Here is a 21,143-nt window from a genome sequence, read left to right as displayed (position 1 = left end):
TGAATGTGCTTGGCGCGGGCATTGCTCGTGCCAGCCTCAGAATATTTCCACAGCAGGCTCTGCAAGGCCAATGCTTGTTTTTCAAGTGAATTCAATTTCTGAATAGCCCATGCCAGATTTGACGCCTTCCGTCCTGTTCAACCGCATCCTGGGGCGGGTGCGCCTCAAGCACCTGCAACTGGCCATTGCGATTGCCGACCTGCAAAGCCTGCACCGGGCGGCTTCCTCCATCGGCCTGAGCCAGCCCGCCGCGACCCATGCGCTGGTCGAACTGGAAAGCTCCCTGGGCGGCCCCCTGTTCGAGCGGCATTCCAAGGGCATGCGCTTGACCCGCCTGGGAGAGGCGGTGCTACCGCTGTTGCGCGCATCGCTGGTCCCTCTGCAGGCGGCTGCAGGCAATGCGGCGCTGATGCAGCAGGGCGCTGCGTCCGCGCTGATCCGCATTGGCAGCATCGCGGCGGGCATCAACGGCCTGCTCACGGTGGCCATTCCGACCTACGTCGCCGCGCATCCCGATGCAGCCATCGATGTCCATGAGGTCACGATCGACAATTTGCTGGAGAGCATTCAGGAAGGCACGCTGGACCTGGCCATCTGCCGGGAGCCGAGCCCGTTGCCGCAGGGGTTCGGTTTTCGTGCGGCGCTGCAGGACGGGTTTGTGGTGGTCTGCCGCCCCCAGCACCCTCTGACCCGGCAGGCCACCGTCACGGCCGCAGAGCTGCTGGCGCAGCGTTGGCTGGCCCCACCCCTGACCGGGCTAGGCCCCCAGCAGGTGGAGAGCCTCTTCGATGAACTGGGTGGCGTGCCCGAGCTGTGCCGCGTGTCGAGCCGATCCACAGAGATCATGCACGCCATGCTGGCCGACAGCGACATGCTGGCTTGTGCGCCCGCCAGCCTGGTCCGGCCGCTGGTTCAGCGTGGGGAGCTGGCGGTGTTACCGTGTAACTCGCAGGCGGTGGGGCCCCTGGGCGTCCTCGCCAAGGCGGAGGTGCTGGCGCACCAGACCCACCCGAGTCAAAGCTTCATCACGCATGTGCTGGCCGTTGGGGGCGGGCTGCGTCACTAACGACAGTCAGCCAAACGCTGCGGCGGCGCGACCAGCGCTGTGTCAGCCGCCCTGGTCGCCGGCATCGCTCTGGGCAGGGCTCAGCGCTTGCATCAGCATCTCCACCAGAGCGCGCAGCCGAGGCACCCTGCGCAGGTCCCGGTGATAGCCCAGCCACACGTCGCGCCCTGGTGGGGCCGGGGTACTTTCCAGCCTTTGCAGGCCGGGGTGCGAATCCCCCAAGGGGCAGGGCAGCACGGCCAGGCCCGCTCCGGATGCGCAGGCCACGGCCTGCACGTGCCGGTTGTTGCTGCGGAAAGCGATGCGCGCCGATGGAAAGGCCTCGCGCAGCCAGGCCGCGTCCGGCATCTCGCTGAAGCCCAGGTCCATGGTGATGAGGCGAACGTCCGCGCCGTCTGTGGGCATGTCCGCACCACGCTGCATGTACAGCGCGTAGGGCACATGCATCAGCCTGCGCTGTATGACATCGGGCTCGTCAAAGGGAACGATGCGTGCCACCAGATCCGCCTCGCGGCGCGCCAGGCTGAAGAGGCGTGCATCGGTCAGGAGTTCGATGCTGACGCGGGGGTGGTGGTGAGTGAAAGCTGCGCACAGCGGCGCCAGCACGTGCAGGCCAAACCAGTCAGAGGTTGATACCCGCAGCGCGCCTTCCAGCTGCTGGTCCGCGCCGTCCAGCTGGCGGGAGAACGACAGCGCCTGAGCCTCCATGCCCTCGGCGTGGCGCAGCACGGCGGCACCTTCGTCGGTCAAGACAAAGCCCTCGGAGGTCCGCTGAAACAGGGTGTGACCCAAAGAATGCTCCAGCGCCTTCAGCCTGCGGCCCATGGTGGGCTGGCTTTGTTGGAGGGCACGGCCTGCGGCACCCAGCGTGCCGTGCCGGGCAATGGCCAAGAACACCTGTACGTCATCCCAGTTCATCGGCTGCATCATACAAAAGTGAATGGAAAGGTTTCAATATTGTGGCTTTTCATTCAAAAGCGAAAGGTGAAAACTGGCGGCACTGTTCAACCCCACGAAGGAAAACGCCATGTCCACCTCTACCGCCCCCACCATGCAGGCCCTGGTGCTCGCCGCCCCCAACGGCGCATTGACCCCTACCTGGCTGCCCCGGCCGCAGGCCGCTGCGGGCCAGGTGCTTGTCCGCATCCACGCCAGCGGCGTGAACCCGCTGGACACCAAGATCCGCGCCGGCGCTGCCGAGCACGCCCAGCAGCCACTGCCCGCCGTTCTGGGCATGGACCTCGCGGGCGTGGTGGCGGAGGTAGGGCAGGGCGTCTCTCGCTTCAAGGTAGGGGATGCGGTGTATGGCTTTACCGGCGGCATCGGCGGGCTGCAAGGCAGCCTGGCGCAATACGCTGCGGTGGATGCCCGGCTGCTGGCCCACAAGCCAGGCCGGCTGACGATGCGCCAGGCAGCGGCCTTGCCGCTGGTCTTCATCACTGCCTGGGAGGGCCTGGTGGACCGCGCCAACGTGCGCAGCGGGCACAAGGTGCTGGTGCACGGCGGCGCCGGTGGCGTGGGCCATGTGGCCGTGCAGCTGGCCCGCGCGCGGGGTGCCGAAGTGTTCGCCACGGGCACGGCGGCGCAGGCCGGTTACATCCGGTCTCTGGGCGCGACGCCCATCGACCATGAAGCAACCTCGGTCGAGGCCTATGTCAACGCGTTCACCGACCGCCAGGGTTTCGATATCGTTTACGACACCGTCGGGGGGCCGGTGCTGGATGCGTCGTTTGTGGCCGTCCGCCGCTACTCGGGCCATGTGGTGACGTCGCTGGGCTGGGGCACCCACAAGCTGGCGCCCCTGTCGTTCCGGGGCGCGACCTTCTCGGGCGTGTTCACGCTGCTTCCCATCCTCACCGGGGAGTTTCGCGAACACCATGGCGAGATCATGGAGCAGGCCACCACGCTTGCGGAAGCGGGGCAACTGGTGCCGTTGCTGGACCCGACCAGCTTCACGCTGGATACGGCCGAAGCGGCACACGCTCTGGTCGCCGAGGGCCGTGCCCGCGGCAAGGTGGTGGTGAGCGTGCTGCCATGAGCAAGCCGCGTCAGACTTTGGCAGAACGCGACAGCGCGCCAGCCAGCAGGGGCGATCCAGCAGGCCTGCGGTTTGGCGCGATGGACCCCACGCACGAACACCTGCGGCGCGTGGCCGATGCTTTGATCGCCGCCACCAATGCGTTTGCGGTGGAGCAGGTGCTCGGCCTTTTTGCGCATGACGCCGTGATCGACGACCCCTCCACGGGCCACCGATTTGATGGCCATGCCGGAATACGCCGCTATGTCGAGCAGTACTTCGTTGGCTACCAGACGGTGACCCGGTTCCTGTCGATGCAACGCCTGGGGCCGCAGCGCGCGAGGGTGCGGGTGGACTTCACGGGGGATTTTGGTCATGAGATCGGCAACCTGGACATCACCGTGGATGCGCTGGGCTTGATCGCCCGGCTGGATGCCGACCTGGAATGAGCGGTGTGAATGGCTTGGTGGCGCGACCACCCTCCGGGCTGGCGTACGACGCCAGGCTGCACCGGGCTGCACGAGGCAGCGTTGGGCTGTGTTGAAGCGGAATTTGAGCGAAAACAGCCTGAGGCGCTAGTGAATCATGCCGTGGCAGCTATCGAAAAGAGAGCATTTTGATCCGGCTTAGCGCGGCAAGCACCCCGCAAACCCCCTGGGCCCTGCTGCTGACACATCCGCCAACGTCACGGCCTCCAGCCGGTCGTTCTGCCCCGGTATCTTCGTCAGCCGCTGCCCGTTCTGCCAGCGCCACTGCTGGCCGTCAAAGCTGTAGATGAAGGTGTGCGTGCGGTTGGACAGCAGGTGTGCCGGGGTGAGGGTGATGGCCTGGGCAGCGGCTTGCGTCGGTGCGTGGGCCTGGGCCTCGTTGTCCTTGATGACGAGCTTGCCCACATAAGGCGTCACGGTGGATTCGGTGCGCGTGACTTCGGGCTGGACCAGGGCGGGGCTGTATCCGGTCAGGGTCCAGTCGCCCGCTGCGCCGGGCAGCACATGGGGTTGCCGTGCGGCCAGGAACTGGGTGCAGGCGGTGGTGATGGCATCGAAGCTGGTGGTGGCGGGGCCGGTGGCTTCGGGCTTGCTGCAGCCTGCGAGGCCCGCCACCACGGCGGCAGCGGCTGCCAGGTGGAGGAGGGCGCAGGAGCGGATTGGGGGCTGGGTCATCGGGCGTGAGGCGGTGGTTCGTTGCGCAGTTTGGCCGCACGACCAGTCTGCTGCGGGCTGGCTGCATTGTGGGCGGCTGGCTGCGGCGGGTCTTGACGGATATCAAGGCGCACAGGCTTTTACGGCGGCGTGCCGCGCAGGGCCAGCGCGCCTTCATCACCCCGGTACCAGCGCAGCAGGGCGCTGGGCGGCGTGGCAACGGTGCTGTCCAGCGCGGCCAACACCGCCGCATTGAGTTCGTGGGCGCGGGCGGGCAAGGATTGGTCGCGGTAGGCGAGGGCGGTGCCGGCCATCAGCGCTTCGGCGTCCACCAGCAGGCGCAGGTTTTGCGGGATGGTGGGCGATTGCTCTGCACAGTGCGCAGCCGACAAGGAATGCGCCTTGCGGCAGGCGGCAGGGCGCACGCTGTAGATGGCACACCGATCATTGACGAGGAAGCTGCAGGGCTGGCGTGTGCTGCCCGCGCTTGCCGCCGCGACGTGCTGCTGCAGGCGCAGCGTGGTTGTGGCCTGGTCCGCACCGGGCAGCGTGTGCAGGTGCTGGGCGATGTGCAGCACCTCGGGCTCCGTCGCCTCCACGCGCAGGTGGCAGCAGTGCGCGCAGCCCGCTTGGCATGCTGGCTGGGGGCCGGTGGCGCGGGCTTGTTCTGCCACGGTATCCAGGCCCTTGTGCAGTTGTGCGATGAAATCGACGGCGGCCTGGGCTGCGGGCTCGGTGGCTTCGGCGGCCTGGGTGGCGGCGTTGGTGTCGGTGCCATGGGCTGCTGCGCCCTGCATGGCGTGGGCCTGAACCGCCCGCAAGGCCTGCCCGGCCGCGCTGCGCACGCGGGCGATGGACTGCAGGAAGGCCGCTTGCTCTGCCTCGGTCAGTGCTGGGTCGGGCGGGCTCGTCATGGGAATGTGGGGGGCGTGCTGGATGGGGCCGACGCGCTGGGCGCCAGCGGCAGCCACACACTGGCCGCCAGGCCTGACCCGTCCGCCGTGTCGCTGGCGGACGCCAGCTCCAGCCGTCCTTCCATCAACTGCACATACCGCGCCACGATGGCCAGGCCCAGCCCCGCGCCCTGGCCCAGGCGCTGGCCTTGGTCGCCCTGCGCCCAGCGCTGTTGCAGCTGCTGCGCCAGCGCTGCGTCCACGCCGGGGCCGTTGTCGGTCACGCGCAGCACGCCAAAGCCTGGCTCGGTGTGAAGCGCCACGGTGATGCGGGGCGGCGTGCCGCGCCCGTAGCGCAGTGCGTTGTCCAGCAGGTTGTTCAGGATGCCTTCCACCAGCGCGATGTTGCCCCGCACCACCACGGCCTGGTCCAGGCCCTCGGCGCCCAGGTCTACCCCTAGTGCATCGGCGCGGGGCAGGTAGCGCAGCAGCACGTCGCGCACCAGGGTGTGCAAGGCCAAGGGCTGCAAGGTCAGTGCAATGCCGCCCTCGGCCGCACGGGCCAGGGCGAGCAACTGGTCCACGGTGCGGCTGGCGCGCTGTTCGGCTTGTGCGATGCCTTCGATTTCGCTGCGCCAGACGGCAGGGTCGTTGTGGGCCAGCGCGTGGGCGGCCTGGGCGCGGATGCCAGCGAGCGGGGTGCGCAGCTCATGCGCCACATTGCCCGCAAACTCGCGCTGCGCATGCAAGCTTTGCTGCACGCGTGCCAGCAAGCCGTCCAGGGCCACGCCCAGGCGTTGCACGTCGCTGTTGCTGGCCTGCTGCGTCAGAGTGGGCGGCAGGGGTTGCAGGTCGGCGGCGTCGCGCTGGTCCATGGCGTCTTGCAGCGCCCCCAGCGGGTGCAGGTCGCGCTCTATGCCGCGCAGCAGCCATGACCCCAACACCACCAGCAGCCACAGCTGGGCGAGGCCCGAGTACACCAGCAACCGGCGCAGCAGCTGCGTGCGCTCGGCCGTGGTCTGCGCGATGACGACGGTGAACGACGGCGGCCCCGCAATCTGCAAGGTGGCGCGCCGCATCTCGCGCCCGTCTTGCGAGAGGTGCGAAAACGCGTGGCTGCTGCCCGCCGCCACCACGCCCGGCGCCAGGTGCGAGTCGCCAGCGATGAAACCGCCGTCGGCGGCATACACCGCAAACCACACGGTTTCGCTCTGGTCAAAACGCAGCAGGCCCACCTCGCGCGGGGTGAGGTCGAGTTGCAGCGGGGTGCCTGGTGGGTCAGCCGCCTGGCCGCCGCGCACATGGGCCGCCAGCGCGTGGGCGTCGTCCAGCAAGGCGCGGTCAAACGCCTCGGCCACAAAGTGGTTGCCCACGCCCAGCACCACGGTGCTGCCCAGCCCCCAGATCAGCACCAGCGACAGCAGCACGCGCCGGCCTATGCGCTGGCGCAGGTCGGGCGGCTGCGGGTGCAGCGGTGCGGTGCCGGGTTCAGGGCTGGCCAACGTCATCCTCTAGCACGTAGCCCAGTCCGCGCAGCGTGCGGATGGCCGCGCCGCTGCCGGCAATCTTGCGCCGCAGGCGGGAGAATGACGCCTCCAGTGCGTTCTCTCCCACCACCTCGCTGCCGTCCGACAGGCGCGAGGACAGGTCGCCCTTGCTCAGCACGCGGCCGGGTGGGGTCATCAGTTCCCACAGCAGGTCGAATTCGCGCGCGGGCAGCTCCAGCGGCTGCCCGGCCACGCTGACGCGGCGCGCCTGGCGGTCCAGCACCAGTTGGCCCACGGTGACGATGTCGGCGGTACCACTGGCGCGCCGCAGCAGGGCGCGCAGGCGGGCTTCCACCTCTTTGAGCTCGTAGGGTTTGCCCAGGTAGTCGTCGGCGCCAGCGTCCAGCCCGGCGATGCGCTCCTCGGTGCTGTCGCGGGCACTGAGCACCAGCACCGGGGTGCGGTCGCCGCGCGCACGGGCGGCGCGCAGGGCCGTCAGGCCGCTGCCCAGGCCGCTGCGTGCGTGGGCAGCGTGGGGCAGGTTCAGGTCCAGCAGCACGGCGTCGAAAGCCTGTACGGCCCACCAGTGCTGGGCTTCTTCGACGGTATGGGCCAGCTCGACGCGGTGGCCCGCGTTTTCGAGGCCCTGGGCCATGGTGCGGCTGAGCACCGGGTCGTCTTCCACCAGGAGGAGGCGCATGGAGGTCGGGGTTCTACGTGAAATTACGCATGGCCAAGATCAGCCTGCGATCAGGTTCGATGGGGATAGTCTGCCCGTCAGCATACCCCAGCCCTGCGCGCCGTTTGCACCGCCGGATGGGGTCGTCAAGCCCATCAGGAGACAACCTTTTCATGATCAACCGCAATCTACTCAGAGGCTTTGCCCTCATGGCTCTGGCGCTGGGCTTCGGCCTGCCGTCCCTGAGCTATTCGCTGGGGACGCTTGGCCGCGCCGGGCCGGGCATGTTCCCGTTCATCGTCAGCTGCATGCTGTTTGTGATCGGGGTCATCACCGTGGTGCGCGCGCGCCTGGTGGCGCCGGTGCCCATGGACTTTCAGGTGCGCAACATCGCCATCATTCTGGGCAGCCTGTGCGGCTTTGCAGCACTGTCGCACTTTGTGAACATGATCGCGGGCATCGTGTTTCTGGTGTTCTGCTCGGGCTTTGCGGGTACGTCGTACTCGTGGAAGCGCAACCTGAAGATCGCTGCGGTGCTGGTCGCCATCGCGTTTGCATTCCAAAAGCTGCTGGGCGTGAGCCTGCCGCTGTACTGAGGTCACCGCCATGGAAGTCTTGAACAACCTCGCGTTTGGCTTCAGCCACGCACTGACGTTGCAGAACCTGATGTTCTGCGCCCTGGGCTGCACCGTGGGCACCCTGGTGGGCCTGCTGCCGGGCCTGGGCCCGTTGGCCACCATCAGTTTGCTGCTGCCACTGACTTACTCTATCGACACCACCGGCGCACTCATCATGCTGGCCGGTATCTACTACGGTGCCCAATACGGTGACAGCGTGAGCGCCATCACCATGAAGATCCCGCATGCCAGCAGTATCGTGGCGTGTATCGACGGGTATGCGATGACGCTGAAAGGGAAAACGGGGCTGGCCCTGTTCACCGCAGGGTTCTCCAGCTTCATCGGGGGCACGGTAGCCATCGTGGTACTGGCGTTCTTGGCGCCCAGCCTGGGCGAGGTGGCCTTCTTGTTTGGCCCTGCCGACTACTGCGCGCTGATGCTGGTGGGCTTTGTGTGCGTGAGCTTTGTGACCACGGGCAGCCTGCTCAATGGCCTGGCCATGTGCATGGTGGGTGTGCTGCTGGGCTCTATCGGCACCGACGTGAACAGTGGCCTGGCCCGCTTCACGTGGGACGCTCCCTTCCTGGCCGACGGCGTGGGCATTGTGAGCATTGCGCTGGGCTGCTTCGGCATTGCCGAAATCGCCAAGAACCTCGACTCGCGCGACGAGCGCTCGCCCTTCAACGGCAAGATCAAGCTCATGCCCACCTGGCCTGAGTTCAAGCGCATCATCCCCAGCGCGCTGCGTGGCAGCGTGGTGGGCTCTATCCTGGGCATCTTGCCCGGTGGCGGCCCCGTGATTGCCCAGTTTGCCGCCTATGCGCTGGACAAGAAGGTCAGCAAGTATCGCGATGAAATCGGCACCGGCTGCATCGAAGGCGTGGCTGGCCAGGCTGCTGCGGACGAAGCGGCTGCACGCACCAGCTTCATCCCGCTGATGAGCATCGGTATCCCCGAGAACGCCGTGATGGCACTGATGATGGCCGCGTTCATCATCAAGGGCATCCAGCCCGGCCCCAACATGATTGCCGGCCACCCCGAACTGTTCTGGGGCCTGGTAGCCAGCATGTGGATTGGCAACTGCTTCCTGTTGGTGCTGAACGTGCCTCTGGTGCGCTACTGGCTGTCAGTGTTCAAGATTCCGTACAACGTGTTGTTCCCGGCGATTCTGTTCTTCTGCTGCATCGGCACCTACAGCATCAACAACAACCTGGACGACGTGTTCATCACCGTGGCGTTTGGTGCGCTGGGCTATCTGTTCATGCGGCTGGAGATGGACCCTTCACCGCTGATGCTGGGCTTCATCCTGGGCCCCATGCTGGAGGAGAACTTCCGCCGCTCCATGCTGCTGTCGCGCGGCAGCTTTGAAGTGTTCATCAACCGCCCCATCAGCGGCACGCTGATCAGCCTGATCGCTGCGTTCATCCTGTGGCAGACGGTGTCGTTCTTCCGCCAGCGTGGCAAGGCCAAGGAACTGGCGGTGGCGGTGGCGGAGCCTGTTGCCTCCTGACGATTGACTCTCTGTGTGCCGCCATGGCGGCCTTTGCAAGGCCGGTCCCCACTGGGTGACCGGCCTTTTTTTTGCTCAGAGGCTGAGAGTTTTTTGCCAGTGCCCGAAAGGTGCGCCATAACACCGCTGATCGAGGCGCAAAGCACAGCCATGGCTCGGGCTATGGCGCGCATTGGCAACGACGAGCAGTGGGGTTATGGCGTGCAAGGCGGGCATAGGCAAAAGACTCTCAGCCTCTCAGGCTTTCAGTCCACCCGCCACCATGTGGGCAGCAGCGCACGCACCTGGGCCTGCGCAAACCGGTCATCCATCAGGTGCACTACGCCTTCATCGCTGGGCGTGCGGATCACGCGGCCCGCGGCCTGCACTACCTTTTGCAGGCCGGGGTACAGGTAGGTGTAGTCGTAGCCCGCGCCAAACAACGCCTGCATGCGCTCGCGGATCTGCTCGTTGACGGGGTTGAGCTGCGGCAGGCCCAGCGTGGCCAGAAAGGCGCCAATGAGGCGCTTGCCCGGCAGGTCGATGCCCTCGGCAAACGCACCGCCCAGCACGGCAAAGGCAATGCACTGGCTGCTGTCGGTGAAGCGGCCCAGAAATTCGCGCTGCTCGCCTTCCAGCATGCGGCGCGACTGGCACCAGTGCGGCACATCGGGGTGCTGCTGCGCAAACAGCGTGGCCGCCTGCTGCAGATAGTCATAGCTGCTGAAAAACGCCAGGTAGTTGCCGGGCCGTGCACGGAACTGCTGCGCCATCAGCGCCGCAATCGGTGCCAGCGATGCCGCGCGGTGCGGGTAGCGCGTGGAGATGGAGCGCGCCACCTGCACCTGCAGCTGTTGCGCGGCAAAGGGCGATTCCACATCCACCCACACATGATCGTCGGGCAGGCCCAGCAGATCGGCGTAGTAGCGCGCGGGCTGCAGCGTGGCCGAGAACAAGGTGCTGGTGTGTGCCGCAACGAGGCGCGGTTGCAGAAAGGGGGCGGGTACCACGTTGCGGATGCAGACCACGGAATCGCCGGATTTGGAGGCTCGCTGATGGTGGGCGGCGGAAGCTTGGGTGATGTCCACCATCGAATGCGCATCCAGCAAGTCGGCAATGCGCTGCAGGTGCAGGGCGTCGAAGTAGAACGTTTGCAGCGCACCGTCCGGCTCGGTGGGGTTGTCGGTGAAGTGTTCGGTGAGCGTGGTGGTGCACTGCTGCAGCGCGGCCAGCAGCTTGTCGGGGAAAGTTTCGAGCACCGTGTACGTGGCCGGGTGCGCCTTGTCTAGCGCCACCCAGGCGCGGCGCACCTTGTCCAATGCCTTCTTCACCGGCGGGTGCTGCGCAGCGGTGGGGCTGCTGCGGGCCTGGGCCAGGGCGGCGGGGTGCAGCTCGGCGGTGAACATCTTGCGTCCGCGCTCCACCAGGTTGTGGGCTTCGTCCACCAGCAGCGCCGTGCGCCACTGGTTGGCCTGGGCCAGGCCGTGCAGCAGCCCGCCCAGGTCAAAGTAGTAGTTGTAGTCGCCCACCACCACATCGGCCCAGCGGGCCAGCTCCTGGCTCAGGTAGTAGGGGCAGACATCGTGCTGCAGGGCCACCTCACGCACGCGGGCTTGTTGCAAAGCGGGGGCGGTTTTTCCTTCGATATTGGTGGCCACCGCAGCGGCGCGTGCGGCAGGCAGCCGGTCGTAAAAGCCCCGGGCGAGCGGGCAGGATTCGCCGTGGCAGGCCTTGTCGGGGTGCTCACAGGCCTTGTCGCGCGCCACCAGCTCCAGCACGCGCAGCGGCAGCGCGGGAGCGCTGTTGGACAGGCGCGCCAGCGCATCCAGCGCCATCTGCCTTCCCGAGGTTTTGGCGGCCAGAAAGAACACCTTGTCGATGTGCTGCGCAGGCGCAGCCTTGAGCAGCGGAAACAGCGTGCCCATGGTCTTGCCAATGCCCGTGGGCGCCTGGGCCAGCAGGCAGCGGCCGGCCACGGCCGCCTTGTACACGGCCTCGGCCAGCGGGCGCTGGCCGGTGCGAAAGTCGCCAAAGGGAAACGCCAAGGTGGTCAGTGCCGCGTCGCGTGCGGCACGGTGGGCCACCTGCTGTTCGGCCCAGGCAATGAAGCGCTGGCATTGGGCCTCGAAGTGCTGGCGCAGGTCAGCCGCGCTGCAGCGTTCGGTGAACACCGTCTCCTGCTGCGTGCCCACGTCCAGATACACCAGGGCCACGTCGATGTACGCCAGCTGCTCCTGCTCGCACAGCAGCCAGCCATACACCTTGGCCTGCGCCAAGTGCAGATGGCGGTGCGATGCGGGTTGGCGGTCCAGCCGCCCTTTGAAGGTCTTGACCTCGTCGATGCGCTGCTGCTCGGGGTCGTAGCCATCGGCCCGGCCGCGCACGCGCAGGCTTTGGTAACTGCCGCTCAGTGCCACCTCTGCGCGGTAGCCTGCACCCCGGCGCGACGCTGCCACCGCATGACCCGCCATGCCCTCCAGCGCGGTGGGTGCGGGCGTAAAGCGCAGGTCCAGGTCGCCTTGCTTGGCGGTGAACTCGCACAACTCGCGCACCGCCACGGTGTAGGTCATGGCGGGGTGGTCGAGGTGTCGGTGGCGGGAGGAGCAGGCTCTCCCAAATGGGTCTGAGCCATGTCGTCATCGCTGCGCAGCGGCGTGGCTTTGCACAGCGCCATCCACACAGAAAAGGGCAGGGTGCAGCGGTTGTGCCGCGCGGGGCGCAGGAGCTCAAAGCGCCCGTCCTCCACGCTGCCGTGCAATACCCAGATGCCGAAGTGCTCGGGGATCTCTTCGGGCTCGGCTATGCCCGCCGGGAACACGTAGTAGCACTCCTCGCACAACCCCTGATAGGCCTGCCGCTTGGCATCGTGCCGCAGGTCCGACAGCAAGTCGGACCGGCTGGCCTTCACCTCATGCACCATGGGCTGCAGGTAGGCGGGCACAGAGGTGTTGCGCACCGAGAAAAGATCAGGCCGGGCCATGCGCCACACGTTGGCGGCGGCGCGGGCAGCGGGGGCGTGGTCATCCTCGGCCCACAGCGGCGCCACGGCGGGCGCGGTGTTGGTGGGTGCATCGGCCGTGGCCGCAGGCAGCAGCACATCCCCCATCGGCACGGTGTCGATCACCGCGCGCAGTGACAGTTCGGTCCATACGATGCGCCCCGAAGCCAGCAACTGCGCTGCAAACTTCTGCCCCAGCCGGTCGTGCAGGCTCAGCGCCCGCACGCCACGCTGGCGGGCCTGCGCCAGGGTGCGGATGCCTTCGTCGGTGAGGCGCAGGGTTTCGCAACCATCGGCCGCAATGTGCAGACTGATGAGGCCCGCAGCCAGCAGGTCAATCTCCAGCCCATCCTTGCACGGCCAGCCTGCCGAGCGCCAGATCTGCATCAGGCGGGTGCGGTGAAAGCGGGTGATCGGGGTGGAGGGCGGGGAGTCCGAAGTGGGGGAGGGCAGCGCCGTCATGGCAGGGTGGGTGGGCTGGCGTCACACTGATTTTAATCACAGTGTCTGGGAGGGACTGTTTTTTGGACAAGGGTAGAACAGGGTTGCAGAGGAGTTGGGGGTGTGATCGGCACCTGGCGCAATATGGGTGGGGCTAACAGCTATTGAAATGTGAGCATCCCCACGGTGACATTCCGAGGGAGAAGCAATGAGTCACCAGGGGCCTGAATGAGGACGCTCCTGCCCGCCATTGGGCTAACAACCGGAAGTTGTTGTCGCGTGGCCGTCTATGCCGCAGGAAAATTGAAAGCGGTTGCGTGAGGCTGCAGCGCAGGGTTTGCAGCCGGTCAGTGTTCTGACGCTGATAGCAGGCTACCGGGCAACAGCAATCCTTATCCCATACCCTGCCAACGTCCTCTGCTCACCGGTTCCCAACCTGCGGTCGCGCCGTCAGCAGCGCATTGGCCAGCGCGCTCACGCTGGGCAGTTCACTGCCTGCCGGTGTCATGCAAACGAGCAGCTTTCTCCGAGACCAAGCATCAGATAGCCCTAGGATCTGGGTGCCGGACTTGGCAAAGCGCGCAGCCGCGCTCTCGGACATGACCGCCACTCCCACGCCTTCGGCTACCAATTGCGCGACAGCGTCAAATCCGCCCAGACGCACCCGATGGCGCGGGACCCGGCCACTGCGACTGGCCTGGGCTGCCAGAAAGCGGCTGAGTCCACTCTCCCGGGCCAAACCCACAAAGGGATGCTCTAGCAATTCGCCATACGCCACGGAACGGCGGCGGCCCAAAGACCAGCGCTTTGGCAAGAGTGCCACCAGACGGTCATCGACCCATGGCTGCGCAAGCAGCCCAGAGGTGTCCACGTAATCGGCGACGATGCCCAGATCGGCAGTGCCACGGCGCAATGCCTCTACGACCGCCTCGCTCGAAAGCTCTTGCACGTCCACATCAAGATCAGGGGTCTTCACCAAGAATTGGCCAATCGTGCGCGGAAGGCTCTCGGACATGGCGGCTGTGTTGCACAGCAGCCGAACGGTCCCGCGCAATCCATGACCAAAGCTCGCCATCTCTACATGCAGCGATTCGAGCTCAGCCAGCACGCGGTTGGCATGGCGCAGCAGAGCGCGTCCCGCATCGGTGGGTATTGCGCCCGACTTGGACCGCTCCAACAACTGCGAACCGGTTGCGTCTTCAAGACCCTTGAGGCGAGCGCTGGCCGCAGCCAACGACAGATTCACGGACGAAGCAGCGGCAGTGATGGTTCCATGCTCCATCACGGCGGCAAAGAGGTGCAGGTCAAACGGATCAACGCGGTAATCCGTGGTGCGGCGCTTAGGGGTACTCATGACCGCCATCCTACGGAATACGCGAAGGATCTGTTCACTGCTATCCGATGGACAGCACTTGGGCCATGCGGACACCATAGGGCATGGACATATTGCAGCTCTTGATGGTGGTCGTTGTTTTCGTTCTGGCCGGTGGTGTGAAGGGCGTCACCGGCATGGGGCTGCCTACAGTGGCCGTGAGTTTGCTCGGGCTGTGGATGCCCCCGGTGCAAGCGGCCGCACTGTTGGTCATACCCTCGCTGGCAACCAATATCGCGCAATGCCGTGGCCCTCACCTACGCTCACTGGTATCCCGGCTGTGGCCCGGTTGGCTGGCAATCGCGATCGTGACTGTGAGTGCGCCCGGTCTGGGGGACGCCGTTTCCGCACAAACGACCAAGGGCTGGCTGGGCGGGATTCTCATGGCCTATGGCATCTGGGGCTTGTGGCGACCTCAGCTGCCCGATCTTTCACTCACCAGCAAATGGCTCAGCCTGCCGACAGGCGCGGCCACTGGGTTCGTGACGGCACTCACGGCCGTCTTCGTATTGCCCTGGGTTCCCTACTTGCAGACGCTGCGGCTGGGCAAGGACGAGATGGTGCAAGCGCTGGGCCTTTCATTCACCGTGGCCACTCTGTCGCTCGCCATGAAAGTGCAGATGTCCGCCTCTTTGGGGTTGATCTCGTCGTCTGTTGCTATTGCAGTCGGTGGAGCATTGATCGGCGCATTGAGCGGGCTCAAGCTTGGTGAGCTGCTACGTCGCCGCCTTGTCGGTCCCGTCTTCCAGAAGGCGCTTTTTATGGTGTTCCTCGGATTGGGTGCAGCCAACCTGATCCAGGCACACTGACACAGCATGAGCGGACAAAAGGAGTTGCTTGAGGCCGCTGCCTTGTTAGAGCGGGCTTACCGGCTGGCACATGTGTTGCAAGGCGAAGGTTTGCTTGAAATCGGAAGCAGACAGTTTGTTGCAGATGAGCTTGTCGAGGTGCTTGATGAAGCTCGTGTGGCGCTTTTTTGCAGCCTGTGATTTGCCCAAGCCGCTCTGATTTTCTCAGAGCAGGAGTGAGTCATCCACGTACCAGCAAGCGTTCGAAAGATGAAACCGCGCGTCTGCTCCTGGCCTGTTGATCTGGCGCAGTCCATTCATGAGCCCCGTTCGGGCCGGGGTTGCCGTAGCCCTGGGCAAGCTGAGGTACAGCGCCATCGATACTCTGAAACAAACCGCGCCGCATCAATAACAAGGCGCTCAACCCCCTCACCACTCTGCAAAGCTCCCATCCCGGTGCCGCCACACCGGGTTCCTCCACCGGTGCCCCTGCTGCGCCCGCTCGCGCACATAGTCTTCGTTCACCTCAATCCCTAGCCCGGGCCCGGTGGGGATGGCCACCATGCCATCCTGGTACGCAAACACCTCGGGGTTGGACACATAGTCCATCAAGTCGTTGGTCTGGTTGTAGTGGATGCCCAGGCTCTGCTCCTGGATGAAGGCGTTGTAGCAAACCGCGTCCAGTTGCAGGTTGGCGGCCAGGGCAATGGGGCCCAGCGGGCAGTGCAGGGCCAGGGCCACGTCGTAGGCCTCGGCCATGCTGGCGATCTTGCGGGTTTCGGTGATGCCGCCTGCGTGCGAGGGGTCGGGCTGGATGATGTCGGCATAGCCGCCTTGCAGTACGCGCTTGAAGTCCCAGCGCGAGTACAGGCGCTCGCCCAGGGCGATGGGGGTGGACGAGATGCGCGCAATCTCCTTCAGTGCTTCTTCGTGTTCGCTCAGCACAGGCTCTTCGATGAACATGAGCTTGTAGGGCTCCAGCTCCTTGACCAGCACCTTGGCCATGGGCCGATGCACGCGGCCGTGGAAGTCCACGCCGATGCCCACATTGGGGCCCACGGCCTCGCGCACGGCGGCCACGTTTTGCAGGCAGCGCTCCACCTTGTCGTAGCTGTCCACGTACTGCACCTCTTCGGTGCCGTTCATCTTCACGGCCGTGAAGCCGCGCGCTACGGCGGCTTGCGCGGCGGCAGCGGTCTCGCTGGGTCGGTCGCCGCCGATCCAGCTGTAGACCTTGATGTGGCTGCGCACATTGCCACCCAATAGCTGGGACACGGGCACGCCCAGCGCCTTGCCCTTGATGTCCCACAGCGCCTGGTCGATGCCCGCCAGTGCGCTCATGTGCACGCCGCCACCCCGGTAGAAGCCGCCCCGGTACAGCACGGTCCAATGGTCTTCGATGTGGCGCGGGTCTTTGCCGACGAGGTAGTCGGCCAACTCATCGACCGCAGCAGCCACGGTGTGGGCGCGGCCCTCCAGCACAGGCTCACCCCAGCCGGTGATGCCTTCGTCGGTTTCTATTTTGAGAAAGCACCAGCGTGGCGGGACGATGAACGTGGTGAGTCGGATGATCTTCATGGGGGCAGTGCAATGCGTTGCGAAGCGCGGAGTTGTTGGAGACGAGTGGGGGAGAGTTCAGGCGGTGGCGGGCGAGTTGCCAAACGACGCCTGCCATGCCCGTGCAAACGCAGCAGCCTTGTGCGCCACTTCGGGAGCCTGGTCACCCGGCCGGTACAGGGCCGAGCCCAGGCCAAAGCCGCTGGCACCAGCGGCGGCATACGGCGCGATGCTCTCCGGCACGATGCCGCCCACGGGCACCAGCGCCATGGGCGGCGTGATGACGGCGCGCCAGGCCTTGAGCACGTGGGGCGGCAGCGCTTCGGCCGGGAAGAGCTTGAGCATGTTGGCCCCGGCCGCCAGCGCGGCATAGGCCTCGGTCAGCGTGGCCACGCCGGGCGCGCAGGCCATGCCAGCGGCGCGCGCGGCGCGGATCACGTCGGGGTCGCTGTGGGGCATGACGATGATCTGCCCACCGGCTGCGGCCACATCGGCCACGGCATCGATGGAGAGCACCGTACCTGCACCCACGAGGCAGTCGGCGGGCAGCGCATCGCGCAGCGCGCGGATGCTGGCCAGCGGCTCGGGCGAGTTGAGTGGCACTTCGATGATGCGAAACCCTGCGTCGTACAGCGCATGGCCGATGGCCACCACCTCGTGCGGCTGCACACCGCGCAGGATGGCGATGAGCCCGCAGCGCTGCAGGATGTGGAACAGGGATTTGTCGATGGGGTTCATGCAGCCAGGCTCCCGGCGGTGAAGGGGTGTTAGGAGGAGGGCGCGGGCGCAACGACCAGCCCTGCCGCCAGCGCGATCTGCCACAGCCCGGTGGCCGTGGCCTGCGTGGCGATGGTGGGTGCGGCAAAGCCGTAGGTCTGCAGCGCGACGGCGTAGCGGCGGCACAGGTCGGGCTCGCCGCACAGCACCAGCGTTGGTGGTGTTGTTGGGGTTTGATCCTGTGCGCGGCTCAGGCTGGCGACCTCGTGCCCGATCAGCAGGCCCGAGAGGTAGTCCGCTTGCGCGGTAGGCGCCAGCGCGCCGGTCAGCCCCAGCGTGCGGGTGCTGAAGATGTGCGAGAGCAGTCCCAGCGCGGCATCGCTGCCCCGCGCCACCTCCAGCCCGCGCGCAAAGGCATCGTCGTCGGGGGCCGGTGCAGCCTGCATGGTCTTGCCCAGAATGGTGTGGCCGCGCAGCGCGGCAAACACCTCGCCGGTCATGAAGGTGTGGAACTGCTCGATGCGGCCCCGGCGTGCCAGCACCCATTTGCTGTGGGTGCCGGGCAGGCCGATGAGCACGAGCCCATCCGGAGGCAGTGCAAGGCCTGCCAGCACCCCCAGCACCTGGGTTTCTTCGCCGCGCATCACGTTGGGCAGTGCGCCCTGCTGCAACAAGCCCGGCACGATGTGCAGCGGCGGGCCGTCGCGCCGCGCCACCAGCGTCAGGCCCCGCGCCAGTGCATCGAGCGAGGTGGGCGTCGGCAGGTACTTGGCCTCGCGCCAGCCCTGCGCGCTGCCCACCATGCCGCAGGCCAGCAGAGGCAGGCCGGGTGTGGCGGCCAGCCAGTCGCCGCAGGTGTCTTGCAGTGCGCGTTCAAACGCGGCGCCGGGCTCGCCGTCTGCCACGCTCGCGGTGGCGGGGGGCAGGTTCATGATGCCCCAGGGGCGGTGCCGCGTTTCCAGCACCTCGCCATGCGCGCCCATGCGGAAGGCGCGCAATGCGCTGGTGCCCCAGTCCAGGGCGATCAGGCCCGCCTCGGCGGGCACCAGAAAACGTGCAGGCACCATGGGTGTCCTGCTTAACGCGCCCAGCGCAGAACGAGCGGGTCCAGCCGCCGCGCGATATCGATCAGGCCGCGCCGCACCTCGGGGTACATGGTCGGGAAGGGGTGGCGGCCTGCCTCGCAGGTGATCACGCCGCCTTCCTTCATCAGTGCCTTGGCCGTGAGGATGCCGCCCTGGCGGTTTTCGTGGTTGATGAGCGGCAGCCAGCGCTGGTACAGCGCAAACGCCTGGTCCATGTCACCCTGGCGGTGCGCCTCAATGATGGGGCGAATGCCGTCGGGGAACGCGCCGCCCGTCATCGCGCCCGTGGCGCCCGCATCCAGGTCGGCCAGCAGGGTGATGGCCTCTTCGCCGTCCCACGGGCCTTCGATGGCGTCGCCGCCCAGGCGGATCAGCTCGCGCAGCTTGCTGGCGGCACCGGGCACTTCGATCTTGAAGTAGGCCAGGTTTTCAATCTCTTGCGCCATGCGGGCCAGGAAGGGGGCCGACAGCACGGTGCCGCTGGCGGGCGCGTCCTGCACCATGATCGGGATGCGGATCGCATCGGACACACGGGCATAGAACTCGTAGATCTGCGCCTCGGGCACGCGGAAGGTGGCACCGTGGTAGGGCGGCATGACCATCACCATGGCCGCGCCCATGTCCTGCGCGGCGCGGCTGCGCTCGGCGCACACGCGGGTGCCGTAGTGGGTGGTGGTGACGATCACCGGCACACGGCCTGCCACATGCTCCAGCGATGTGCGGGTGAGGACTTCGCGCTCGGCGTCCGATAGCGAGAACTGCTCAGAGAAGTTGGCCAGGATGCAGACGCCGTCTACACCGGCGTCGATCATGAAGTCGAGGCAGTGCTTCTGGCTGTCGAGGTCGAGCGTGCCGTCTTCGTGGAACGTGGTGGGCACCACGGGGAAGATGCCGCGGTAGCGAGGGTTCTGGAGGGAATGGGTGGCTGGCATGGCGGGTGCGGGTAAGAATTTGAGTGAAATATGTCTCTAGCGCTAATCGAATAAGCGCTGGTAGCTATTGAATCTGTAGCATTTGACTGCGGCGAGCGCCTCAGTTGGGGCACATCAATGCGAGTGGCGGGGCACAGCAGCCCCCCGGCAGCCGACCAAGAAGTCAAAGTCGCAACCATCGTCCGCCTGCAGTACGTGGTCCACATACAGCCGCTGGTAGCCGCCGCGTCCGCCGTTGTCCGCGCCAGCCAATGCGGCCAGGCGTGCTGCCAGTTCCTCGTCGCTGATGTCCAGATGCAGGCGGCCGTTCTCGCAGTCCAGCTCAATGAAGTCGCCATCGCGCACAGCAGCCAGCGGGCCACCGGCTGCCGCCTCGGGCGCCACGTGCAGCACCACGGTGCCGTAGGCGGTGCCGCTCATGCGGGCGTCGGAGATGCGCACCATGTCCTTCACGCCCTGGCGCAGCAGCTTCGGGGGCAGGCCCATGTTGCCCACCTCGGCCATGCCGGGGTAGCCCTTGGGGCCGCAGTTCTTGAGCACCATCACGCAGCTGGCGTCGATGTCCAGGTTTTCATCGACGATGCGTTCCTTGTAGTGCTCCAGGTTCTCGAACACCACGGCGCGGCCCCGGTGCTTGAGCAGCTCGGGCGAGGCGGCGGAGGGTTTCAGCACCGCGCCACGCGGCGCCAAGTTGCCGCGCAGGATGCAGATGCCGCCGTCGGCAATCAGCGGGTTGTTGATCGGGCGGATCACCTCGTCGTTGTACTGCGGGGCTTCGCGCACGTTGTCCCACAGGCTCTTGCCGTTGACGGTGAGTGCGTTGGGGTGGGGCAGCAGGCCGTTCTCGCCCAGGCGGCGCAGCACGGCGGGCAGGCCGCCCGCGTAGTAGAACTCTTCCATCAGGAAGCGGCCCGAGGGCTGCAGGTCCACCAGCGTGGGCGTGCCACGGCCAATGCGCGTCCAGTCCTCCAGGTCCAGCTGCACACCGATGCGGCCCGCGATGGCCTTCAGGTGGATGACCGCGTTGGTGGAGCCACCGATGGCGGCGTTGGTGCGGATGGCGTTCTCGAAGGCTTCGCGCGTGAGGATCTTGGAGAGCGTGAGCCCTTCGTGTGCCATTTCAACGATCCGTTTGCCCGACATGTGGGCCAGCACATACCGGCGCGAGTCCACCGCCGGTATGGCTGCGTTGTGCGGCAGCGAAGTGCCCAGCGATTCGGCCATGCAGGCCATGGTGCTGGCCGTGCCCATGGTGTTGCAGGTGCCGGCAGAGCGGGACATGCCGGCCTCGGCCGCGAAGAACTGGTGCTCGTTGATCTCGCCGGCTTTGAGTGACTCGTGCAGGCGCCACACGGCCGTACCCGAGCCGATGTCCTTGCCGTCGAGCTTGCCGTTGAGCATGGGCCCGCCCGTGACCACGATGGCGGGCACATCGCAGCTGGCCGCGCCCATCAGCAGGGCCGGTGTGGTCTTGTCGCAGCCCACCAGCAGCACCACCGCGTCGATGGGGTTGCCGCGAATGGCCTCTTCCACATCCATGCTGGCCAGGTTGCGCGTGAGCATGGCCGTGGGGCGCAGGTTGGATTCGCCGTTGGAGAACACCGGGAATTCGACGGGGAAGCCACCCGCCTCGTAGATGCCGCGCTTCACATGCTCGGCGATCTTGCGAAAGTGTGCGTTGCACGGGGTCAGCTCGGACCAGGTGTTGCAGATGCCGATCACGGGGCGGCCGTCAAACGCGTGGTCGGGGATGCCCTGGTTCTTCATCCAGCTGCGGTACATGAAGCCGTTTTTGTCGGCCGTGCCGAACCATTCGGCGGAGCGGAGTTTGCGCTTGGGGGTGGTCATGGTGGGGTGCGAGAG

The 21,143-nt window shown here is 66.4% G+C and carries 20 protein-coding genes; 7 read left to right on the top strand and 13 right to left on the bottom strand.

Annotation, left to right across the window (positions count from 1 at the left end):
* Positions 1-109 precede the first annotated feature (109 nt).
* On the top strand, positions 110-1,066 hold the full coding sequence (locus ACODSM_RS16600; protein ID WP_295940766.1) for a LysR family transcriptional regulator: 957 nt from the start codon (positions 110-112) through the stop codon (positions 1,064-1,066).
* Between the two features lie 42 nt (positions 1,067-1,108).
* Here the strand turns inward: ACODSM_RS16600 and ACODSM_RS16595 are convergent, their stop codons facing one another.
* A complete protein-coding gene (locus tag ACODSM_RS16595; protein ID WP_209819412.1) occupies positions 1,109-1,984 on the bottom strand; it encodes a LysR family transcriptional regulator in 876 nt (291 codons plus the stop codon).
* A gap of 109 nt (positions 1,985-2,093) precedes the next feature.
* Here ACODSM_RS16595 and ACODSM_RS16590 point away from each other — a divergent pair, with 109 nt between their 5' ends.
* Together ACODSM_RS16590 and ACODSM_RS16585 are read left to right on the top strand one after the other, a co-directional pair.
* Complete coding sequence (locus ACODSM_RS16590) at positions 2,094-3,104, top strand: zinc-dependent alcohol dehydrogenase family protein (protein WP_488806176.1); 1,011 nt, start codon at positions 2,094-2,096, stop codon at positions 3,102-3,104.
* Complete coding sequence (locus ACODSM_RS16585) at positions 3,101-3,532, top strand: nuclear transport factor 2 family protein (RefSeq protein ID WP_295940770.1); 432 nt, start codon at positions 3,101-3,103, stop codon at positions 3,530-3,532. Before ACODSM_RS16590 ends, ACODSM_RS16585 begins: the two co-directional genes overlap by 4 nt.
* A 177-nt stretch (positions 3,533-3,709) precedes the next feature.
* Here the strand turns inward: ACODSM_RS16585 and ACODSM_RS16580 are convergent, their stop codons facing one another.
* The 4 genes from ACODSM_RS16580 to ACODSM_RS16565 all read right to left on the bottom strand — a co-directional run bounded on the left by ACODSM_RS16580 (position 3,710) and on the right by ACODSM_RS16565 (position 7,305).
* Positions 3,710-4,246: a hypothetical protein gene (locus ACODSM_RS16580; RefSeq protein ID WP_295940773.1), complete on the bottom strand. Its 537-nt coding sequence runs from the start codon at positions 4,244-4,246 to the stop codon at positions 3,710-3,712.
* Positions 4,247-4,365: 119 nt separating this feature from the next.
* The gene (locus ACODSM_RS16575; RefSeq protein ID WP_309823676.1) at positions 4,366-5,139 is read right to left on the bottom strand and encodes a YkgJ family cysteine cluster protein; all 774 of its coding nucleotides are present in this window, start codon (positions 5,137-5,139) and stop codon (positions 4,366-4,368) included.
* Positions 5,136-6,626 (bottom strand): sensor histidine kinase, encoded by a 1,491-nt coding sequence (locus tag ACODSM_RS16570; RefSeq protein WP_488806172.1) that lies wholly within the window; start codon positions 6,624-6,626, stop codon positions 5,136-5,138. The genes ACODSM_RS16575 and ACODSM_RS16570 overlap by 4 nt, the downstream gene beginning before the upstream one ends.
* A complete protein-coding gene (locus ACODSM_RS16565; protein ID WP_110958940.1) occupies positions 6,607-7,305 on the bottom strand; it encodes a response regulator transcription factor in 699 nt (232 codons plus the stop codon). The genes ACODSM_RS16570 and ACODSM_RS16565 overlap by 20 nt, the downstream gene beginning before the upstream one ends.
* 152 nt (positions 7,306-7,457) lie before the next feature.
* Between ACODSM_RS16565 and ACODSM_RS16560 the strand changes: the two genes are divergently transcribed.
* Both ACODSM_RS16560 and ACODSM_RS16555 read left to right on the top strand, forming a co-directional pair.
* On the top strand, positions 7,458-7,880 hold the full coding sequence (locus tag ACODSM_RS16560) for a tripartite tricarboxylate transporter TctB family protein (protein ID WP_015013799.1): 423 nt from the start codon (positions 7,458-7,460) through the stop codon (positions 7,878-7,880).
* A gap of 10 nt (positions 7,881-7,890) precedes the next feature.
* Entirely contained in the window at positions 7,891-9,411 is a 1,521-nt protein-coding gene (locus ACODSM_RS16555) for a tripartite tricarboxylate transporter permease (protein WP_488806169.1), read from the top strand.
* Between the two features lie 245 nt (positions 9,412-9,656).
* Here the strand turns inward: ACODSM_RS16555 and ACODSM_RS16550 are convergent, their stop codons facing one another.
* The 3 genes from ACODSM_RS16550 to ACODSM_RS16540 form a co-directional block, all read right to left on the bottom strand.
* Positions 9,657-11,960, bottom strand: a complete 2,304-nt coding sequence (locus ACODSM_RS16550) for an ATP-dependent DNA helicase (RefSeq protein WP_488806167.1) — start codon at positions 11,958-11,960, stop codon at positions 9,657-9,659.
* Positions 11,957-12,850 carry a hypothetical protein gene (locus ACODSM_RS16545; RefSeq protein ID WP_488806165.1) on the bottom strand — a complete coding sequence of 298 codons (894 nt, stop codon included), beginning with the start codon at positions 12,848-12,850 and terminating at the stop codon, positions 11,957-11,959. The genes ACODSM_RS16550 and ACODSM_RS16545 overlap by 4 nt, the downstream gene beginning before the upstream one ends.
* A gap of 400 nt (positions 12,851-13,250) precedes the next feature.
* Entirely contained in the window at positions 13,251-14,183 is a 933-nt protein-coding gene (locus ACODSM_RS16540) for a LysR family transcriptional regulator (protein WP_488806163.1), read from the bottom strand.
* Positions 14,184-14,266: 83 nt separating this feature from the next.
* On the opposite strand from ACODSM_RS16540, the gene ACODSM_RS16535 reads away from it, so the two are divergent.
* Positions 14,267-15,010 (top strand): sulfite exporter TauE/SafE family protein, encoded by a 744-nt coding sequence (locus ACODSM_RS16535; protein WP_488806161.1) that lies wholly within the window; start codon positions 14,267-14,269, stop codon positions 15,008-15,010.
* A 6-nt stretch (positions 15,011-15,016) separates the two neighbouring features.
* On the top strand, positions 15,017-15,190 hold the full coding sequence (locus ACODSM_RS16530) for a hypothetical protein (RefSeq protein WP_488806159.1): 174 nt from the start codon (positions 15,017-15,019) through the stop codon (positions 15,188-15,190).
* Between the two features lie 228 nt (positions 15,191-15,418).
* Here the strand turns inward: ACODSM_RS16530 and dgoD are convergent, their stop codons facing one another.
* The 5 genes from dgoD to ACODSM_RS16505 all read right to left on the bottom strand — a co-directional run bounded on the left by dgoD (position 15,419) and on the right by ACODSM_RS16505 (position 21,128).
* Positions 15,419-16,567, bottom strand: coding sequence for a galactonate dehydratase (dgoD, locus tag ACODSM_RS16525; protein WP_488806157.1), 1,149 nt, complete (start codon positions 16,565-16,567; stop codon positions 15,419-15,421).
* Between the two features lie 57 nt (positions 16,568-16,624).
* Entirely contained in the window at positions 16,625-17,284 is a 660-nt protein-coding gene (locus ACODSM_RS16520; protein WP_295944551.1) for a 2-dehydro-3-deoxy-6-phosphogalactonate aldolase, read from the bottom strand.
* A 29-nt stretch (positions 17,285-17,313) separates the two neighbouring features.
* Complete coding sequence (locus tag ACODSM_RS16515) at positions 17,314-18,330, bottom strand: 2-dehydro-3-deoxygalactonokinase (RefSeq protein ID WP_488806155.1); 1,017 nt, start codon at positions 18,328-18,330, stop codon at positions 17,314-17,316.
* A gap of 11 nt (positions 18,331-18,341) precedes the next feature.
* Positions 18,342-19,280 carry a dihydrodipicolinate synthase family protein gene (locus tag ACODSM_RS16510; protein ID WP_488806153.1) on the bottom strand — a complete coding sequence of 313 codons (939 nt, stop codon included), beginning with the start codon at positions 19,278-19,280 and terminating at the stop codon, positions 18,342-18,344.
* Between the two features lie 114 nt (positions 19,281-19,394).
* Entirely contained in the window at positions 19,395-21,128 is a 1,734-nt protein-coding gene (locus ACODSM_RS16505; RefSeq protein WP_487262695.1) for an IlvD/Edd family dehydratase, read from the bottom strand.
* Positions 21,129-21,143: the final 15 nt, after the last annotated feature.

This window comes from Acidovorax sp. FG42 (assembly GCF_057809195.1).
The sequence above is the reverse complement of the archived record's forward strand: the minus strand, read 5'-3'. Positions and strand labels throughout refer to the sequence as shown.

Coding starts and splice junctions, on each gene's coding strand:
- ACODSM_RS16600 (WP_295940766.1), top strand. CDS start 110: ATGCCAGATTTGACGCCTTCCGTCCTGTTCAACCGCATCCTGGGGCGG.
- ACODSM_RS16595 (WP_209819412.1), bottom strand. CDS start 1,984: ATGAACTGGGATGACGTACAGGTGTTCTTGGCCATTGCCCGGCACGGC.
- ACODSM_RS16590 (WP_488806176.1), top strand. CDS start 2,094: ATGTCCACCTCTACCGCCCCCACCATGCAGGCCCTGGTGCTCGCCGCC.
- ACODSM_RS16585 (WP_295940770.1), top strand. CDS start 3,101: ATGAGCAAGCCGCGTCAGACTTTGGCAGAACGCGACAGCGCGCCAGCC.
- ACODSM_RS16580 (WP_295940773.1), bottom strand. CDS start 4,246: ATGACCCAGCCCCCAATCCGCTCCTGCGCCCTCCTCCACCTGGCAGCC.
- ACODSM_RS16575 (WP_309823676.1), bottom strand. CDS start 5,139: ATGACGAGCCCGCCCGACCCAGCACTGACCGAGGCAGAGCAAGCGGCC.
- ACODSM_RS16570 (WP_488806172.1), bottom strand. CDS start 6,626: ATGACGTTGGCCAGCCCTGAACCCGGCACCGCACCGCTGCACCCGCAG.
- ACODSM_RS16565 (WP_110958940.1), bottom strand. CDS start 7,305: ATGCGCCTCCTCCTGGTGGAAGACGACCCGGTGCTCAGCCGCACCATG.
- ACODSM_RS16560 (WP_015013799.1), top strand. CDS start 7,458: ATGATCAACCGCAATCTACTCAGAGGCTTTGCCCTCATGGCTCTGGCG.
- ACODSM_RS16555 (WP_488806169.1), top strand. CDS start 7,891: ATGGAAGTCTTGAACAACCTCGCGTTTGGCTTCAGCCACGCACTGACG.
- ACODSM_RS16550 (WP_488806167.1), bottom strand. CDS start 11,960: ATGACCTACACCGTGGCGGTGCGCGAGTTGTGCGAGTTCACCGCCAAG.
- ACODSM_RS16545 (WP_488806165.1), bottom strand. CDS start 12,850: ATGACGGCGCTGCCCTCCCCCACTTCGGACTCCCCGCCCTCCACCCCG.
- ACODSM_RS16540 (WP_488806163.1), bottom strand. CDS start 14,183: ATGAGTACCCCTAAGCGCCGCACCACGGATTACCGCGTTGATCCGTTT.
- ACODSM_RS16535 (WP_488806161.1), top strand. CDS start 14,267: ATGGACATATTGCAGCTCTTGATGGTGGTCGTTGTTTTCGTTCTGGCC.
- ACODSM_RS16530 (WP_488806159.1), top strand. CDS start 15,017: ATGAGCGGACAAAAGGAGTTGCTTGAGGCCGCTGCCTTGTTAGAGCGG.
- dgoD (WP_488806157.1), bottom strand. CDS start 16,567: ATGAAGATCATCCGACTCACCACGTTCATCGTCCCGCCACGCTGGTGC.
- ACODSM_RS16520 (WP_295944551.1), bottom strand. CDS start 17,284: ATGAACCCCATCGACAAATCCCTGTTCCACATCCTGCAGCGCTGCGGG.
- ACODSM_RS16515 (WP_488806155.1), bottom strand. CDS start 18,330: ATGGTGCCTGCACGTTTTCTGGTGCCCGCCGAGGCGGGCCTGATCGCC.
- ACODSM_RS16510 (WP_488806153.1), bottom strand. CDS start 19,280: ATGCCAGCCACCCATTCCCTCCAGAACCCTCGCTACCGCGGCATCTTC.
- ACODSM_RS16505 (WP_487262695.1), bottom strand. CDS start 21,128: ATGACCACCCCCAAGCGCAAACTCCGCTCCGCCGAATGGTTCGGCACG.